Source organism: Sphingomonas sp. CARO-RG-8B-R24-01, from assembly GCF_022662295.1.
Classification (GTDB): Bacteria; Pseudomonadota; Alphaproteobacteria; order Sphingomonadales; family Sphingomonadaceae; genus Sphingomonas.
The window spans coordinates 337,701-355,007 of the sequence record NZ_JAKNQI010000003.1 but is presented as its reverse complement, the minus strand read 5'-3'; the positions used below and the strand labels follow the sequence as shown (position 1 = coordinate 355,007).

General features: G+C 64.0%; 13 protein-coding genes. 6 read left to right on the top strand and 7 right to left on the bottom strand.

Going from position 1 to position 17,307, the window contains the following annotated elements; translation table 11 throughout:
* Window positions 1–43: 43 nt before the first annotated feature.
* Window positions 44–3,127 (top strand): carboxypeptidase regulatory-like domain-containing protein, encoded by a 3,084-nt coding sequence (locus tag L8G49_RS09485; RefSeq protein ID WP_242140747.1) that lies wholly within the window; start codon window positions 44–46, stop codon window positions 3,125–3,127.
* 38 nt (window positions 3,128–3,165) lie between these two features.
* Here L8G49_RS09485 and L8G49_RS09480 read toward each other — a convergent pair whose 3' ends face one another.
* Window positions 3,166–4,611 (bottom strand): glucoamylase family protein, encoded by a 1,446-nt coding sequence (locus tag L8G49_RS09480; RefSeq protein WP_242184782.1) that lies wholly within the window; start codon window positions 4,609–4,611, stop codon window positions 3,166–3,168.
* 115 nt (window positions 4,612–4,726) lie between these two features.
* Here L8G49_RS09480 and L8G49_RS09475 point away from each other — a divergent pair, with 115 nt between their 5' ends.
* Window positions 4,727–6,094 (top strand): MFS transporter, encoded by a 1,368-nt coding sequence (locus tag L8G49_RS09475; protein ID WP_242184780.1) that lies wholly within the window; start codon window positions 4,727–4,729, stop codon window positions 6,092–6,094.
* Here the strand turns inward: L8G49_RS09475 and L8G49_RS09470 are convergent.
* Entirely contained in the window at window positions 6,078–8,357 is a 2,280-nt protein-coding gene (locus L8G49_RS09470) for a glycoside hydrolase family 3 N-terminal domain-containing protein (RefSeq protein ID WP_242184771.1), read from the bottom strand. The genes L8G49_RS09475 and L8G49_RS09470 overlap by 17 nt on opposite strands.
* 126 nt (window positions 8,358–8,483) lie before the next feature.
* Here L8G49_RS09470 and L8G49_RS09465 point away from each other — a divergent pair, with 126 nt between their 5' ends.
* Window positions 8,484–9,503: a LacI family DNA-binding transcriptional regulator gene (locus L8G49_RS09465; RefSeq protein WP_277923175.1), complete on the top strand. Its 1,020-nt coding sequence runs from the start codon at window positions 8,484–8,486 to the stop codon at window positions 9,501–9,503.
* A gap of 906 nt (window positions 9,504–10,409) precedes the next feature.
* Here the strand turns inward: L8G49_RS09465 and L8G49_RS09460 are convergent.
* From L8G49_RS09460 to L8G49_RS09440, 5 genes are all read right to left on the bottom strand, one after another.
* Window positions 10,410–10,700, bottom strand: coding sequence for a helix-turn-helix domain-containing protein (locus L8G49_RS09460; RefSeq protein WP_242184755.1), 291 nt, complete (start codon window positions 10,698–10,700; stop codon window positions 10,410–10,412).
* Window positions 10,700–11,083 (bottom strand): type II toxin-antitoxin system RelE/ParE family toxin, encoded by a 384-nt coding sequence (locus L8G49_RS09455; protein WP_242184732.1) that lies wholly within the window; start codon window positions 11,081–11,083, stop codon window positions 10,700–10,702. Before L8G49_RS09455 ends, L8G49_RS09460 begins: the two co-directional genes overlap by 1 nt.
* A gap of 266 nt (window positions 11,084–11,349) precedes the next feature.
* Complete coding sequence (locus L8G49_RS09450; protein WP_242184725.1) at window positions 11,350–12,684, bottom strand: McrC family protein; 1,335 nt, start codon at window positions 12,682–12,684, stop codon at window positions 11,350–11,352.
* The gene (locus L8G49_RS09445; RefSeq protein WP_242184723.1) at window positions 12,681–14,363 is read right to left on the bottom strand and encodes an AAA family ATPase; all 1,683 of its coding nucleotides are present in this window, start codon (window positions 14,361–14,363) and stop codon (window positions 12,681–12,683) included. The genes L8G49_RS09450 and L8G49_RS09445 overlap by 4 nt, the downstream gene beginning before the upstream one ends.
* Before the next feature lie 114 nt (window positions 14,364–14,477).
* Window positions 14,478–15,281 (bottom strand): hypothetical protein, encoded by an 804-nt coding sequence (locus L8G49_RS09440; RefSeq protein WP_242184721.1) that lies wholly within the window; start codon window positions 15,279–15,281, stop codon window positions 14,478–14,480.
* A 217-nt stretch (window positions 15,282–15,498) separates the two neighbouring features.
* Between L8G49_RS09440 and L8G49_RS09435 the strand changes: the two genes are divergently transcribed.
* The 3 genes from L8G49_RS09435 (at window position 15,499) to L8G49_RS21115 (ending at window position 17,093) form a co-directional block, all read left to right on the top strand.
* A complete protein-coding gene (locus L8G49_RS09435) occupies window positions 15,499–15,957 on the top strand; it encodes a helix-turn-helix domain-containing protein (protein WP_242184719.1) in 459 nt (152 codons plus the stop codon).
* Between the two features lie 14 nt (window positions 15,958–15,971).
* Window positions 15,972–16,598: a PIN domain-containing protein gene (locus L8G49_RS09430; RefSeq protein WP_242184710.1), complete on the top strand. Its 627-nt coding sequence runs from the start codon at window positions 15,972–15,974 to the stop codon at window positions 16,596–16,598.
* Window positions 16,599–16,937: 339 nt separating this feature from the next.
* Complete coding sequence (locus L8G49_RS21115) at window positions 16,938–17,093, top strand: replication initiator protein A (RefSeq protein ID WP_347272052.1); 156 nt, start codon at window positions 16,938–16,940, stop codon at window positions 17,091–17,093.
* Window positions 17,094–17,307 lie beyond the last annotated feature (214 nt).

Below are 17,307 nucleotides of genomic sequence, written 5' to 3'. Positions count from 1 at the left end.
AACATAACGAGGCTGGCATCAGCCTCGAACTAGGGGAGACGAGATGAAGACGCTGATCAAAGCGAGCCTTCGGGTAGCGCTGGCCACCACTATCCTGACCGGGGGCGAGGTGGCTCTGACAGCACCCGCGATGGCGCAGACGACCTCGACCGTGCGCGGGCATGTCGAGGGCGCGGCCGCAGGGGCTACGGTGACGCTCACCGATCTCAGCACGGGCCATGTTGAAACGGTCAAGTCCGATGCGAAGGGCGACTATATCCTCGTCGGCCTGCCGCCGAGCACCTACCGCGTGTCGTCGGGCAGCCGCTCGGCCGAAGTCGTCGTGCCGCTTGGCCAGGCAGTCACCGCAGATCTCGTTGCGCCGACAGCAGCTATAGCGACGGCCAGCGGCGGCAACGATATCGTCGTTACTGGATCGCGTGCGCGAGACGTGCGGACCGCGACTGTTGGCGCCAACATCTCGCGCTTCCAGCTCGAGAACCTCCCCAACGGCGACCGCAACTTCCTTAATTTCGCAGCGCTCGCTCCCGGCGTAACGGTCTCCCCGCCCACGCTCGGTGGCAAGGCGCGTCAAGTTCAGGCGGGAGGCATCAATTCGGACAACACCAACACGTTCATTGACGGCATCAGCATCAAGAACCTGGTGAACCACGGCGGGACGGTTGGACAGAATCTGTCTTCGGGCAATCCGTTTCCGGCGTCAGCGGTCGATCAGTTCGACGTCCAGACGCAGAACTTCAAGGCTGAGTTCGAGCAGGCCGGTTCGGCAGTGATCTCGTCGGTCACCAAGACCGGCGGCAACAGCTTTCACGGCGAAATCTTTGGCGAATGGCAGCCCAAGGCGTTCATCAGCCGGAACTACGACGATCGCCCGGGAAAGCTCAACAACGCCACCGCGCCGTATGCGCCGAAGCCCGATTTCGACACCAAATATTATGGCGCAAATCTCGGCGGTCCGATCATCAAGGACAGGCTGACCTTCTTCGCCGACTTCGAAGGCACGAGCAAGACCTTCGGGGCGAACGACATCAATGTGTATAATGGCGTACTGCCGGGCCTGTCTGCACAGGGGCAGACCTATGCGGTCGCTGCCCGTTCGCAGTATAACGGCAGCTACCCCGCCACTTTCGACGAGAAGCTCTATTTCGGCAAGCTGACCTTCTACGCGACCGCGCGCGACACGGTTAATGTCAGTGCTTTCATCCGCAACGAGTCCAATCTGCAAATTAACGGTGGCCCAACGACGCTCGACGCGTCGACGAATAACCGCAATGAGGAGCACCGGTATCAGCTGACGTGGAACCATCGCGGCCAAGGCTGGCTCAACGAGTTCATTTTTTCACGTGACGCTGCCGCCAATGGCGCGATTCCGAATGTCACCGGCCCGTCGAGCGTCATAACCTTTAACAGCGGCGCGACGACGGGCGGTCCGGCACGGGCGCCCAATATCGGCGATACCAGAGTGCTGATCCTCGGCGGCACCAACTTCACCCAAGACGACCACCAGTATCAAACACTGTTCAAGGACAATGTCACCTTCTTCGGCGGCGCGCACACCATCAAAGCGGGCATCAAGCTCAATTTCACCAAGCTGCAGCGGCTTGAAGACAATAACGGCTCAGGCACCTTCTTCTACGACGCCAACAGCTTCTCCGGCCTCGGCAACGCCAATACCGCGGCGCCGTATGCGGCGACGATCAACACTGCCGTCGTCAAGCCTGTCACCGCGAACAACACCGAGATCGGCGGCTTCGTTCAGGACGATTGGCGGCCGAACGACCATTGGTTGATCAGCGGCGGCTTGCGTTGGGACTACGAATCCAACGCGGTGAACAACAACTTTGTAACGCCCGCGGCAATTGCCACGGCGCTTCGCGCTTATCCTGGCTGGCAGGCCGCCGGCATCAACGCCAATGACTATATCTCGACCGGCAACAACCGGAAACCATTTCTTGGCGCGTTCCAGCCGCGCTTCGGGATTTCCTACGACGTGAACGGCGATCGCGATCTCGTCTTCGTGCTCGGCGGTGGACGCTATTACAACCGGTCGCTGTTCATCGATTCGGCGATCGAAACCATCAAAGACCAGTATGAATCGGTCGTCACGATCAACACGCCCCCCAATTGCACCTTGGGAACCGCGCGCTGCGTTGCCACGATCCCGACCAATATCGACCAGTTGCGCACGCTCGCGGCAATGCAGGGCGGTGAAGTGCACCTGCTCAACAACCGGACGCGGATGCCCTATTCGGATCAGGTCAATTTTGCCGTGAAAAAGCGCTTGGGCGTGGTCAACACGTCGATCACTTTTGCCTATATCAAGTCGCACAATATCTATCAGGAAGTCATCGGGAACCGCAATCCGGACGGATCGTACAGCTCCGGCGGCAGCCCGGTATATACGTACAACGGCGTGCCCTATGCGGCGGGGATTTTCTATAGCACTGCGGCGATCAACACCGCGCCGCTCCCCGGCTATGGCGCGATCTTCATAGGCAACAGCGACGGTAAGGCACATTACGCCGCGGTCTATCTTCAGGCTGACAAGCCCTATACCGAGGCCTCAGGCTGGGGCTTCAGCACGACGTTAACGATCTCCAGCTCGCGCTCGAACGACACCCGCAACGGCGCTTCGATCGGTGATCCGTTCAACTTCGACGCGCCGACGATCGGCGCGCAGGGGTATGGGGATTCGAGCGGGCTTGAGCGCTGGCGCTTCGTCGCGACCGGCACCGTCAAATTGCCGCTGAACATCCGCGCGACGGGGTTCGCGACGATCTCGTCGGGACCGTCCTACGGCGGCGCGCTGTGCGGCATTCCGACCACGGTTCCGGGCGGCGGCGGCTGCTACACGACCAATTTCGGCATCTATCAGCCGGGCGGCATCGGCTACAAGAACATCGACTTCAACATCGCCAAGACCTTCAAGATGCCCTACGCGCACGGCCATGCGCTGACGGTTTATTTCCAGGCGCTCAACGCGTTCGACTTCGTTAATCGTAACTATTCCACCTTCGGCGGCGGGCTGCAGACGATCGGCGGTGCAGCAGCGACGCGCAATCCCGACACGGGTTCGGTCGCGAGCCAGGGGCGCAACTTCAAGATCGGCGCTAAGTACACCTTCTGATCACCAGCGCCCCGGGGGAAGCTCCGGGGTCGCGGCTGCTACGCCGCGAGCCAACCGCCAGTGAAACCGGCGCGCTCGAGCCCACGCCGGATCGGCACCGAGCGTCGCATCAGGCGCCAGATCAGCCCGTCTCGCGTATTGGCGATCGCGCCAAGTATCGGACCCTGGTCGATCCCGAGATAATTCTGCGACACCCAGCCGCGCACCGGATCGACCGACCCGCGCTGGAACGGCTTTGCCGGCTTGCGGAAGGTCGGGTTGAATGCGTCGTAAAAGCCGTAGCGACCATAGATTCGGTCGCCGTGTTGCGCGTGCAGCGCGAGCGTTGCGGGCACCGCGATCTCGGGTGCGAAAGCGAGCGAGCCGATCGCCGCGGTCGGCGCGATCGTACCGTCGTCAAAGCCATCGGGCTCGTCGACCGGTCCGCGCGCCGAATAGGAGCGGAAGATGATGATCCGCCCATCGACGTCATACTGTACGTCGGCCGGCCCGGCGGACGCAGTCAGGCCCCAGATGTCCTGCGAATAGCCCGTCCAGCCCATCGGGTTGCGGATCCCATAATTGCGCTGCGCCCAGGTTGCGCGGCGGCTGTTCTCGAAATAGTCCATTCCGGCGTCACGCATCGCGGCGTCGCGGATGCCGCGAAAATCGATCCACATGTGGCTGTATTGGTGTCCGAACATTGGCGCAAAGGCGAGCCGCCGCGTAGCCCCGCTGCCGCGCCAGCACTTGTCATAGGGCGCACACCACGCCGACCATGCATCGGGTCCAACAGCATGCGTCGATGATCCGAGCGCGAGCAGATTGACCATCATACCCTCGTTATACCCGTCCCAGTTGCGCGGGATGAACCCGACGCCCGGATGCCAGCCCATCGACAACACCGCCTGCCCGCGGCGGAACCAGTCCCAGTTTGCGCGCTCGTATAGCGCATTGGCGAGCCGCTTGATCTCGCGCTCGTCGGGATGGTCCTGGACGTAATATTCCGCGGCGAACAACATGCCGAGGAAGAGCATCGTGCTGTCGACCGTCGACAATTCGACATCGCCGAAACGAAGCCCGCTATCCATATGGAGGAAGTGGTAGAAGAAGCCTTTATACCCCGCAACGCCAGACGCGCCCCCCCCCTGCGGCGCCCGCTCGAAGAAGCGCAGCGTCGCGAGCGTGCGCTCGCGCGCGGCGGCGCGAGTGATCCAGCCGCGCTCGACCCCGATCGGATAGGCGGTCAGCGCGAAGCCGACCGCGGCGATGCTGCAGAATTCAGGATTGGGCCAGGCATCAGGCACCAGGCCGTTAGCCGGATTACCGGTGTCCCAAAACCAGCGAAAGGTTCGTTGCTCGAGATCGTCGAACAGCACGGGCAGCTTCGATACGCGCGAAGAATGGCTTTGCCAGCCGCGCGCCATCGCTGGCGTCGCGAGCTCCATCGCCAACCCTCCCCCCCCCAGAAGCGCGGTGGCGGTGACGGTACGGCGATTGATCACACAAACTCTCCCGCCCGCGGCCGTTCATGGATCGGGCACCCCGGATGTAACCGGTTACAAGGGTCGGTCAAGTGAAATGCCAGCTGCCCGCCAGCACCGTGCTATCGCGTCCGCGATGACCGACTCGACACTCCCCGTACCGCAGCTCTCCTGGCCGATGCGGCTGCGTTTCGCCTCGGGAGATTTCGCCTGCAATCTTTATTGGCAGAGCTCGAGCCTCTTCCTGTTTTTCTATTTCACCGACGTCCTACACCTCGCGCCGCATGTCGCGGGGATGATCTATTTAATTGGCTCGGTGTGGGACGGGATCGCCGATCTTCTAACCGGGATCTGGGCCGAGCGCGGACGACCTTCTTATGCACGCGTTGTCGGATATGGCGCGATCCCGCTCGGGCTCGCTTTTCCTCTGATCTACTTCGCTCCGCCATTTCATGGCAGCACTCTGGTCGCCAGCCTGCTCGTCGCGCAGATCGCGTTCCGTTCGCTCTACGCGCTGGTGAATATTTCCTATGCCGCGTGGAACGCACGGATCAGCGCAGATAGTGGTGACCGCGCTGCGATCGCCGGGCTGCGGATGCTATTCGGTACGATCGCGGCAGTCGTTGTCTCGCTTTCGACCGAACGGGTTTCGCTCGCAGTCTCAGGAACGCCCACCGGTACAACGGGGTTCCTGGTCGCCGCGACGCTGTTCGCGGGGGTTGCGACACCGTTGTTGATCCATGTAGCGCGGCGGTCGCCGCAGGGCACCGACTTGTTGCCGACTGCACCGCCGCCCCCTTTGCTACGCGGCCTCGGCGCTTTGGCGGCCAACCGCGCGTTCGTCACGCTGTGCGGGGCCATGATGTGCGTCGCGGTCGCATCGACGATGTTGTCGCGCTCGGTGCTCTATTATTTCACTTATGTCGTGCGCGACGAGCTTGCCGGCACAACCGCGCTCGCCTTGATGGGATTGGCGGGAAGTGTGTTCGTTCCGCTCTGGATGCTGGCGCGGCATCAGGTCGGCAGTCGCGCGCTATGGCTCGGCGCAGCCGCGCTGGCGGTCACGGGTAGTGGTGTGTTCGCCGTGACCGACACTGGTACCGCCTGGCGCGCCGATCTGTTCCTGGTAACGGTGCAGGCCGCGCTCGCTGCGTTCAGCTTCGTCTTCTGGGCAATGCTGCCCGATACCGTGGAATATGGCGAGTTGCACACCGGCGTGCGTGTCGAAGCGCTGTCGTTCGGCGTCGCCGCCTTGCTACAAAAGGTTTCGATCGGCTCTGCAACCGCGATCACCGGCTTTGCCTATTCTGCGATCGGCTATGCGCCGCGTGTAGCGCAGGCCCCCGATGTCGTCACCGATATCCGGTGGATCATGGTCGCGGCGCCGATCCTTGGCTGCTCGCTGTCGGCACTGGCGATGGCCGCCAATCCGCTGCGTCGCGACACGCACGGCGGGATCGTTGCGACGCTGGCGGAGCGGGCTGCGGTTAGCCCGTCAACGTAAAGCGGCCCGACACGCCCTCCGCCTCCGCTGACGGCGCGATCCAGACCTGGAAGATGCCGGGCTCGACAGTCGGCTTCATCGCGGCCCCGATGAACGTCAGGTCGGACCGGCGCAGCGTAAAACTAACCTTCTGCGTCGCGCCGGGAGCGAGCGACACGCAGCGATAGGCCTTCAACTGGCGTACTGGCCGCGTGATGCTTGCCGCCACGTCACGGACGTAGAGCTGGACCACTTCGTCGACCGCGACTGTACCGCCATTGCTGACCATCGCCGACACCGTCAGAGTGCCCTCCGCGTCCAGCGTACCGCTGCCGCTCATCTGGAGCCCGGCATAGTCGACCTGCCCATAGGTCAGGCCATGCCCGAACGGAAAGAGAGCGGAGTTGGCAATATCGCGGTAGTGCGCCTTGAACGGTTGGAGCGGGCCGTCGGGATTGGGCCGGCCGGTCGCTTTGTGCGCATAGTAATAGGGCGCCTGCCCGCTCGCGCGCGGGAAGCTGACCGGCAGCCGCCCCGATGGACTATGCCGCCCAAACAGGATGTCTGCGATTGCCGGGCCGCCTTCCGATCCAAGGAACCACGTGACCAGGATCGCAGGCGCCGCGAGCACCGCGCCTTCGAGCGCCAGCGCGCGCCCGTTCTTGAGCAGCACCACGATCGGCTTGCCCGTTGCAGCCACGGCTTCTACCAGCGTGCGCTGCGCCGCGGAAACGACGATCTCGGTCCGCGCCTGCGCCTCGCCCGACATATCCTGGCTCTCGCCGATCGCGAGCAGGACGACGTCCGCCTCCTGCGCCGCCGCGACTGCCGCCGCGATGCCGCCGTCGAGCGGAGCATTGACGCGCGATCCCGCGGCCACGCTGATCTGCGCGCGCGGCCCGGCTTGTGCGCGTACACCCGTTGCTAGGTCGATTGCATCGGCATCCGATCCATAGACGTTCCACGGCCCGATCAGATCATGCTGACCTGCCGCAAACGGGCCGATCAACGCGATTTTGCGGTTTTGCGCGAGCGGCAGCAGCCCACCCTCGTTCTTGAGCAAGACAATCGAGCGCCGCGCCGCTTCGCGCGCCACCGCGCGGTTGGCGGGCGTGCCGATCCGGGTCGCCTCGCGCTTCGCGTCGATCCGGCGGAATGGATCAGCGAACAGGCCGAGCGCGACCTTCACCCGCAACACGCGTCGCACCGCTTGGTCGAGCCGCGTCATCGGCACCGCGCCCGAGCGGACAAGGTCGGGGAGATATTTGATGTAGAGTGCGCTCTGCATGCTCATGTCGACGCCCGCCAGGAAAGCCAGCCGCGCCGCGTCGCGTTCGTCGGCGGCGAAACCGTGCGCGATCAGTTCCTCGTCCCCAGTATAATCGGACACGGTCAGCCCGCCGAAGCCCCATTGGTCGCGCAGCACCTCAGTCATTAGCCAGTGGTTGGCGGTCGCGGGGATCCCGTCGACCTCATTAAACGCCGCCATCACCGATAACGCACCGCTGTCGAGCGCGGCCTCGAACGGCGGGAAATAGACGTCGCGCAGACTGCGCTCTGAAATATCGACCGAATTATAGTCGAGCCCGCCCTCGCCCGCGCCATAAGCCGCAAAATGCTTAGCGCACGCCATTACCGCATCGTTCGCGCTCAGCGAGCTGCCCTGGAAACCGCGGACCCGCGCGCGCGCGAAATCGCAGCCTAGCAGAACGTCCTCACCCGCGCCCTCAACGCCGCGACCCCACCGCGCGTCACGCGCGATGTCGACCATCGGCGCGAAGGTCCAATCGATCCCAGATGCCGACGCCTCGACCGCCGCGACGCGTGCGGTGCGCTCGGCCAGCGCGGGATCGAAGCTTGACGCTTCGCCGAGCGGCACCGGAAACACTGTGCGGAAGCCGTGGATGACGTCGGCGGCGAAGATCAGCGGGATTTTCAGCCGGCTGCGCAGCGCCGCCTGCTGCATCGCGAGTGCCATCTTCGCGCCATTGCCGTTGAATACGCCAGTTAGCCGGCCCGCCGCGGCGTCGGCAAGCTGGCTGTCGTAGCCCCCTGAAGGGGCGATCGGATTGAGCTTGCTCGCAGCACCCCCCGCCCACGCAGCTGCCATTAGCGTCAGTTGCCCAGCCTTTTCCTCGAGCGTCATCTGCCCGACCAGCACCTCGACCGCCGCGGGCAGCGCGCCCGTGCCGAGCGTCGCCAGCAGCGCGTTTGCCGGATTAGACCGCCACGCCAATGCCGCCGCACTGCCGAGCATCAGGCTGCGTCGCGAGATCTGTAGCATATGCAATGTATCCTCCCGAATTTGCCGAGCCTATTGCAAATGTAACCGGTTACAGCAAGGCCCTTGCCGAGGTCGCGCTTTCGTGGTGGAAGCGCACCTGAAAACAACGACCGGAAAACCTTCGCTATGGCGCATGCCACTATCCGCGATGTCGCTCGCGCGGCGAACGTGTCGATCGCTACCGTCTCGCGTGCATTGAACGGCCATGGCAATGTCCGCGCCAATTTGCGCGAGCACGTCCAGTCGGTCGCGACCGCACTCGGCTATGTGCCACACACCGGCGCGCGCAGTCTCAGCTTGGCTCGCACCAACGCGATCGGCGTGATGTTGCCTGACCTTCACGGCGAATTCTATTCGGAGGCGCTGCGCGGCATTGACGCAGAGGCGTCCGCGCGCGGATTACAACTGCTGTTGTCGAACATGCACGGCGATCAGCGCGGGACCGAGATGCTGCGCTTCATGCGCGGACGCGTCGACGCACTGATCATCATGGCGCCTGATACCGACCCGGAGCGCTTGCTAGCGTATCTTCCGGCGAGCTTGCCGACGGTCCTGATCAGTTGCCCCAACGTTGCAGCCGATCATCCCCAGTTCCGGATAGACAATGTCGCCGCCGCCGATGCGATGGTAGAGCATCTGGTCGCGTCCGGGCGGCGGCGCATCGTCCACCTGTCCGGGCCGCCCGGCAATCGCGACGCCGAAGAGCGGATCTGCGGTTATCGCGCCGCAATGGCACGCCACAGCCTTGAGTGCCGCGTCCTGATTGGCGATTTCGAAGAGGAAACGGGGACAGCCGCGGCGCAGGAACTGCTCGCCGAGCCCGGGCGGGCTGACGCGCTGTTCGCGGCGAACGACATGATGGCGATCGGCGCGCTTGTCGCATTTCAACGCGCCGGGCTAAGCATTCCCGGCGACATCGCGGTAGCCGGCTTCGACGATATCCCGCTCGCCCGCTTCGTCACCCCGGCGCTCACCACGATGCGCGTGGGAATTGCCGAAATCGGCGCCGAAGCGGTGTCGCGCGCGGCGGCGATCTTGGGTGGAGGAAGCGACACCGAAATCCGCTGGGTCGCGCCTCAGATTAGGGCGCGGGCGAGCACGATACGCGACACGCCAGATACGCTGTCGGACCGACGCAGCAATTAACCCCCCCGTTGGTCGATAGGCCGAAATCCCATCGATTCTAACCAAGCGGCAATTAGACGCGTCAAGCTGAGATGTTGGCAAGCAACGCTGACAGTCGTTTAGGAGGCGGGCGCTCTAGTGAGAGAATGCCGCGATCTGCGCGGCTTTCCGTAAATACAGGGGAGTTACTGGCGCGCGCGGTAATTATCGCTCCCCTGCATCGGCCGGTGCCAACATTTCCTAGATCATATCGCTTGATTAACTAGACAAGGTAGACCGGTGCCAGAGTTGTGAGTGTCGTTGCGATCACCGGTAACGGCGTGCTGCGCCGATTAGCAACCTGTTGCCGCAGGCGGCCGTCCAAAGTCACATCAAACTGCTGCGAAGCGCAGCGATAACGGGGTGGTGACCAAGGCATCCTCCTCCAAGAGGAGCCCGACCGGGTGATCTTGATCGGCGCCCGCCTCGAACGACAACCACCTCGGGGACGTGCACTCTGCCCCTGCTGGCGGCGCCGACGACGGCACTTTGTTCCCAGCCACCATTGGCCAACCACTTGAGATCGCGCGTCTGGCCGGGAGCGTACTCAATGCGGTGGCCGACTGAGGCGTCGGCAAGCGCGCATCATTCCATATGTTCGGGCGCACGATGGCAACGCTGATGCTGGGGAACGGAGCCGATATCCAGTTCGGCCAAGCGATGCTCGGCCATGCGGATCGGGCTCCGACTGCGATCGACACTTAGGTCAGCATAACGGCGCTAAAAGGCATTCGTACCGCCAGGTATCCCGCGCGGCCGATCAGCCCAACGGGTGTCGGTGCCTATCGCTATCCCGGCGAGGAAGGCGATGTCGACGTGACGGAAAACGTGAGCGCGATGTTCGCCATCGTCGACCGCGAAGCCGACGACGAAGACGCCTGACCCGGATCAGGCGGCCTGCAAGGCCGATCGTGCCGCGTCGGGCAAGTGGGCGATGACGCTGAGATAGGCGCTGGCGGTCGCGTCGGGCTGGCGACGGCCCTGTTCCCATCCCTTCAAGGTCGCCAGGGGAATCCGATACGCGCTGGCAAAAGCGTGCTGTGACAGGCCGAGCTGTTCGCGAAGGGCGCGGACATCGGGCACCTCGACCGTGTGCGTGCGCGCCTCGGTCGGCTCACCGCGCGCGTGCGCAGCGGCCTCTTCCATGCTGGCGATCAGGTCTTGTCCGAACGTGCTCATCACTTCTGCTCCTTCTGTCCCGCGCCCTTGATGCTCCCGCCCTTGATGCCCCCGTCCTTGATGATGGCGGCCAGCGCGCTCACCGCCTTCTTGTCGTCCGCGCTCATGTCGCTGGCCTCAGCCTTGGCATAGGCCAGCAACAGATAGAGCGGGTGGTCGGTGTCGTAATAGAAATAAATCACCCGTGCGCCGCCCCGCTTACCGCTCCCGGCGCGTCCCCAGCGCATCTTGCGCACGCCGCCCGTGCCGGGGATGACATCGCCGCCCTCGGGGTTGCGCGCCACGTGATCGACGAGGAGCGCAAGCTCCTCCTCGCTCCATATCTTCTCCGCCTGACGCAAAAACAGGCCGGTCTCGACAACCGTGAGCGGGCGGGTCTGCATGACCGGTCTGTACGTCAATGACGCCTAATAGGCAAGAGCGGTTCGCACCGTCTCGCTCGGCCGCCCGCCCGGCCCCGTCGCGCGTCATATTCTGGTCGGCCGTGGGACGTCTCTGGTCATAGCGGACGGTTTGCCCGGCCTTGGCCCGCGAAGTCTTCGAATCGGTGGTCGCGCACACCGATAGCGTGGTGGTGGCGAGCGGCAGCATCGCTGCGATCCTGGTGTTCATGGCGCTGTTTCCCCGCAGCGAACCGAGGGGTGACAGATCAGGCCTGAAGCGCCTGCGCGACAGATCCGGGCGTAGCACGTCCCGGTGCTACCGCCGCACACAACGCCAGCAACCGCGCCGCAATCCCCTCCCCTGGCGCAATGTCGATCGTCGCAGTCGTCAGCGCGTCCGCGCACCCGGTCACGCGGTAACGCCCGGTCTCCCCCGCCACGTGCAGCCCGCCATGATGCGGGTACAGCAGCATCAGCTGCGGACAGGCATACAGCCGGCCATAAGCCATCATCTGATAGACATCGGCCTGCGACACGCCCTGTTTGGGATCATCGATCCGCGCCGCGATCCGTTTCCACTTGGTGTCGATCACCAGCAACGTCTCGGTCCCGCGGCGGACGAGGATATCCGGGCGGACCTGGAACCGTCGCGCGCCGTCGGGCTCGCTCAGGCAGAACAGCCGGCGGTCCTGCGCGACGACGTGGAGGTCGCTCCCCTTCAACGCCCGCGCGAGCATCCGCGCGACATAGGCCTCGAACAGGTCGTTCATCGCGAACAGCAGCGCAAAGCCTGGGGCCCGACCGTGCGCGGTCGTCTGATAATCGCCTCGCAACAACAACCGCGCGAGATCGCGCAAAGCGCCCCAGCGCGCATTGGTGCGATCGAGCACGATCTCGTCCCAGCGCAGCGCGGTCGCCGGAACCGCTGCGACATCGGCATAGATATAGGCCAGCTCGCGCAACCGCCGCTGGTTAGCGACCGAGCCCGACACCTGCGCGAGCCGGGTCACCACCGCCTTCATCAGGCGGTTGAGCGCGATATCGCTCGACAATGCGTCGAACCGGCAGGCGAGCCGCTGCGGGCTTGCGGCAAGCGTGGTGAACTGGCGCTGGACGTCGAGCCGCCCACGCAACGTCGGCAAGTCCTCGGCATGCCCGACATAGCGGCGTGGCATTCCGTGGCGGAGCGCATCAGTGAGCATCTCGCAGAACCGCGTGATCAGCAGCTCGAGCAGACTGTGCCGCTGGACACCGAGCGTCGTGAGCGGTCCCGTCGCGAGATCGAGATCATGCGCGACCGCGAGCATGTGGATCAACCGCGCGCGGATCTGCGTCTGGCTCGTCTCGTCGTCACCGGTGCCGAGCCCCTCGATCTTGGGGAGGATCTCGCACGTCACACCCGGCGCGGCGATCACGCCGACGGCCTGTTGCGCGCGCAGCCGGCGGTGATGGTCGGTCAGGATCCCCGCGCCATCCTCCCCGCCCAGCGTCGCCTCGCGCGCGACCGCGATCAGCCGGTCGGCGTGCACGCGGGTGAAGGCGCCCTCCCCGTCCGGCTCGATCGGGAGATATTGCCATTCGCTGACGGTGCGATGGATCATGCGAGCCCGGCATAGGCGTCAGGTGCGAAATCGTCCGAACCGGCATCGGGTTTGCGCACGCTCCACCGATACCGTTCGCCGCCATATTCGCTCTCCAGCCCCGCGGGCGCGGCCAACACGGTGCGCTGGAGGAAGCGTTCGCCCTTGGCGTCGCCGAGCGCGGCGGCGATCTTGCCCCAATCCTCGTGGAAATATTCGGCGAGCAACGGCAGCACCTTGCGCCGCATCACCCGGTCGACATCGGGGCGCGTTTTGCAGCCCATGAAGAACGCGTGGCCGATCTGATGCTCGCGATCGAAGAGATATTCGATCCGTTCGTTGAGGCGGGTGAGCAGCGCCTTGAGGTCGACCTCGGGGACATCGGGCAGGATCGACGTGTCCGGCATCATTTCGCGGAAGTCGAACCTCCGGCGAAGCGCGGTGTCGAGCAGCGCGATCGAGCGGTCGGCGGTGTTCATCGTGCCGATGATGTGGAGGTTGCTGGGCACGCCGAATGAATGCTTCGAATAAGGGAGCGTGACCCGAAGTTCGTAGTCGGCACCGATGCGCTTGTCGGGTTCGATCAAGGTGATCAATTCGCCGAATACCTTGGAGATGTTGGCGCGGTTAATCTCGTCGCAGATCATCACGAATTGCTTGGGCCGTGTGGTCTCCGCGCTTCCGGACCCCGGCAGATTGAGCGCCAGGGCTTCCCGATTGAGATATTGCTCGACCAGCCGGTAGCAGGATCGCATCGTGAACGGGCGATCGTAAAAGTCGACGGAAAGCGGTTCCTTCGGGATGTACAGCCAGCGAACTCTGCGGCGGTGATAATAGTCCTTCTCGTCGCCCGGGACATACTCATAGGGACCGGTGATTTCGCCAATCGCGCGATACCGCGAATTGCCGTAGGAGATGACGACGACATCGCCTTCCTTCATGTTGACGCGAAAGCGCGCCATCTGGACGATGTTGGCGTCATTCCCGTTGGTTCCCGGGTGATCCTGGTTCCAGCGGGCGTGGACCGCCTCATAGCTGTCATACGGCGTCCAATCGATCTCGCCGCCCCAGCCAAGGACGACGTAATTCCCGTCGATCGCTGCCTGGAAGATGTGATCCTCCGACCCGGCGCGGCCCAACGACATTTTGAAGACGTCTCGTCCGGTGAGGTCGAATGGCTCCCCAGCCTCGGCGGTCTGCATCGCCTGCTCCGCAATTCTGGCAAGCTCGCGGAACACGCCCGGCTCGGGCTTCAGCTGGAACCCGGCACCCGACGCCCCCTCGCCTTCCGTTTCGCCAGTGCTGGGCCGCAGCCCTTCCACGAAATCCTCGTACGCATAGGATTGATGGAAAGTGACGAAGCGCACCTGTCCCGCCGTGACCAGTTCGGCATAGCGATGCCGCATGGCCTCTTCGCTGGCAGGAACCACACCGTCGCATAAGGCGACCGCCTCGCGCGCCGTGGCAAAGGTCTTGCCGGTACCCGGAGGGCCATACAAAATGAGGTTGGTCGGCGTCGATTGGATCTGCCGGGCGGTAACGTCGGACCGCACCGTAAAGACAAAGGTTGTCGCCGAACTCAGCGGCTTCCCGATCCGACGCGGTGCCGCAAGGCCAGTCAATTGCTGCATCTTGGGGCCTGCCAGCGCCTGGCAGATGTTGGGCCACGCATCGGTCAAACCCAGCGTATCGTTCACCATCCGAACCGCAACGGAGACCTCTGTCTCACCAGCAACACGCGCCGGTTCGATATAGTCCGCCAGCACATGCTGACGGATCCGATCGGCGTGTGAGCCATCGCCGACCCGGTCGTTTCAAGGCTGACGGGCCAACCACCAGGCATAATCCTGTGCTTCGCCGTCGAAGGCGAAGCGGATCAACCGATCGGCCAGTTCCTTGCCGGCATCGAGCCGCCAGACGCTGTCGTTGGAGGTGTAGAAATACCAGGTCCGGGGTTCATCCAGCGGGGTCCAGTCGACCGCTACGTTCAGACCGTCCTGAGGGTTGGCCGTCACGACGCCGGTGGCACGGATGCGCATTGCCGAGATGCGCTCGCCTTTGGACTCGAACGGAAGATCGTGGGTTTGGTGGAAATAGTCCCGCATCGCGATGCGGTCTCCGGGCTGCATCGCGCGAACCGCCGCGCTATAGCGCCCTTCGTTCTGCAGCGACCAACGGTGGCTTGCAATGAAATCAGCAAAACCATCGATGTCGCCGTTCCGCGCGGTGACCAGCCAGTAGGCTTCTTCCGGATCGTCCGGCGCGGTCTCCGCATCGCCATTGGGTGCCAAGCCTAGCGCGAACTGCTCATACTGGCGCAGCACGGCATAGATGTTGCGCAACTGGCCGGTCGGATCACTGGCTTGTGGGACCAGCGAAGCGGGTGGGCGAACAGCATCGGTGCCGACTTCGGTCAGCGCTTTGATGTCATTGCGAAGCGTTTCCAATTTGCCTTCGGCAAACACCGTATCGAGATCGTTGGTCGAATACCCCAAGTCGATAAGCGATCGTTCCAGGCGAGCGATCCGCCGGATCCGTCCGTAAATCGCCTTCGGTGAGAGCGGTTCGCCATTCCACCGGCGTTCTTCCAGCCAGGTCCTGAAATCTGCTTCTTTCATAATCCGTCCCCCACAGAACGCTTTTCGCGTCCCACTATCCTCTGGTCTTAGAAGGTCGGACGAATCTCCGTCCAGTTCCAATGCTATCGCTCGGCTGAACGCCATCAGCGCCCGCGCGGCAGAAGCGGACGCGGCATTCAAAATCGTCTGTGCGCCTACCGACCGTTGCGTTTATTGCGAATATCCGCTACACCCCTCCCTTACCCGGAGACCGACGATGACCCTCCCTGCCTTCGCAGAACCGCTCGGCGGGCGTTTGCCCTCGATTGCCGACCGGCATGTCGCGAACCAGCTGCGCAGCGTAATCGCGGCGACCGCGACCGGCGATGCGACGCTTCGCGTGATGGAAGCGGGTGGGCGTACCCCGACCGAGATCACGCTGACCCCGGGCATGTCCGAGCTGCTGATGGAAATGCTGCGCCACATCGGCAGCGGGCATGCGGTGACCTTCGTGCCGATCGGCGAATTGCTCACCACGCAACAGGCGGCGGATCTGCTCAACGTGTCGCGCCCGCATCTGATCAGCCTGCTCGAGCGCGGGCCGATCCCGCATCACCGGGTCGGGCGGCACCGCCGGATCCGGGCGCAGGACATCTTCGCGTACAAGGCGCAGCGCGATGCAGGCCGAAGCGAAGCGCTCGATGCGCTCGCGGCCGAGGATGCGGACCTGCTGTAGCAGGTCCGCGCGCGATGTTCGCCAACCGCTACAGCGCTCTGGTCGACGCCTGCTCGCTGGCAAGCGTGATGCGGCGCAACCTGCTGCTGTCGCTCGCCGAGGCCGAATTCTTCCGGTTGCGCTGGTCGGACCGGATCCTCGACGAGACGCAAGCCGCGATCGACACGATGGCCGAGCGCAAGGGGCTGGCGGACCATGCCGGCCGGGCCGCCCGCGCGCGCCAGGCGATGCAGACCGCGTTCGAGGATGCGATGGTCACCGACTATGCGCGCTATCTCCCACTTGCCGACGGGTTGCCCGATCCGGACGACGCGCATGTGGTGGCGGCCGCGCTCAAGACGCAGGCGCAGACGATCATCACAGAGAATTTGCGCGACTTTCCCGCAGATCTGCTCGACCCGCTCGGGATCGAGGCGCGCAGCGCGGACCCTGGCGATTCAGGGTACGACGCGCGAGCTCACACGCGAAAAGGCCGCCCGGGGCAATCGAGAGGCCTTACCCCGCAGCGGGGGGCCTTTGGCGGTTGCTCGACCCGCCGAACGATCCCGCCGACACCGCGCGCCCGTTCACCTGGACCACTCTGCATCGCCGCCCCGGGCTCAGTGTCCTGTCGAGCAACCCGGCAAGGCGTGACAATCTAGCTCCACGCCGGGTCGGGTGCCGGGACCCCGATCTGGTCGACGCGCTGCGCCAGGCGCTCGCTAATCTGGAGGCCGAAGGCCGCGGGCTCAAACAGCAAGCGTGTTTCCCGGGGGAAACACAAGCAGTTCGACCGTATGACGCGCGCCGACCGTCAGAGCCTGTTCGCGCAGTTCGACCTGCTCCTACCCTATCTCGCCAACCTGCTGCCGCGTGATCAGCGCTAGATGATGGAACGCCCGTTCTAAAGCCTAGCCACGTCGAAGCGTATCAAGCGGATCGATTGCAAGAGCCCGGACGGCAAACTTTGGGTCCACGTCTTGCGTAATCCCGATTAAGGCATGGCGACGATCTTGGATGCCTATATCATAATCTATCGTGCGAGCTTGCTTGCTGACATGACGCGACGCGCGTCAAAGACGCCGCGCACGCTTCATCCGATGTCCTACGACTTGCTTCGCGCGATCGGGCGGCCGACAACCGGACGCGCCTCTTAGCTGCTCGGGCGGGCGCTCGACCGATTGATGTCGACCACGATCAACGCCAACATCCGCGCCGATAACTGCTGCAAAGCGACTCTAGCTGGCTCGACCGCTGAACCCAGCTGGTCGAAGAAATTACCGAGCGATCGCGCTGAATGACGCTCAGATGTCGAACTGGTTTCGAAGGCGTGACGATGTAAGGCGGGATGCTGTCGGTCGACCGTGCTTA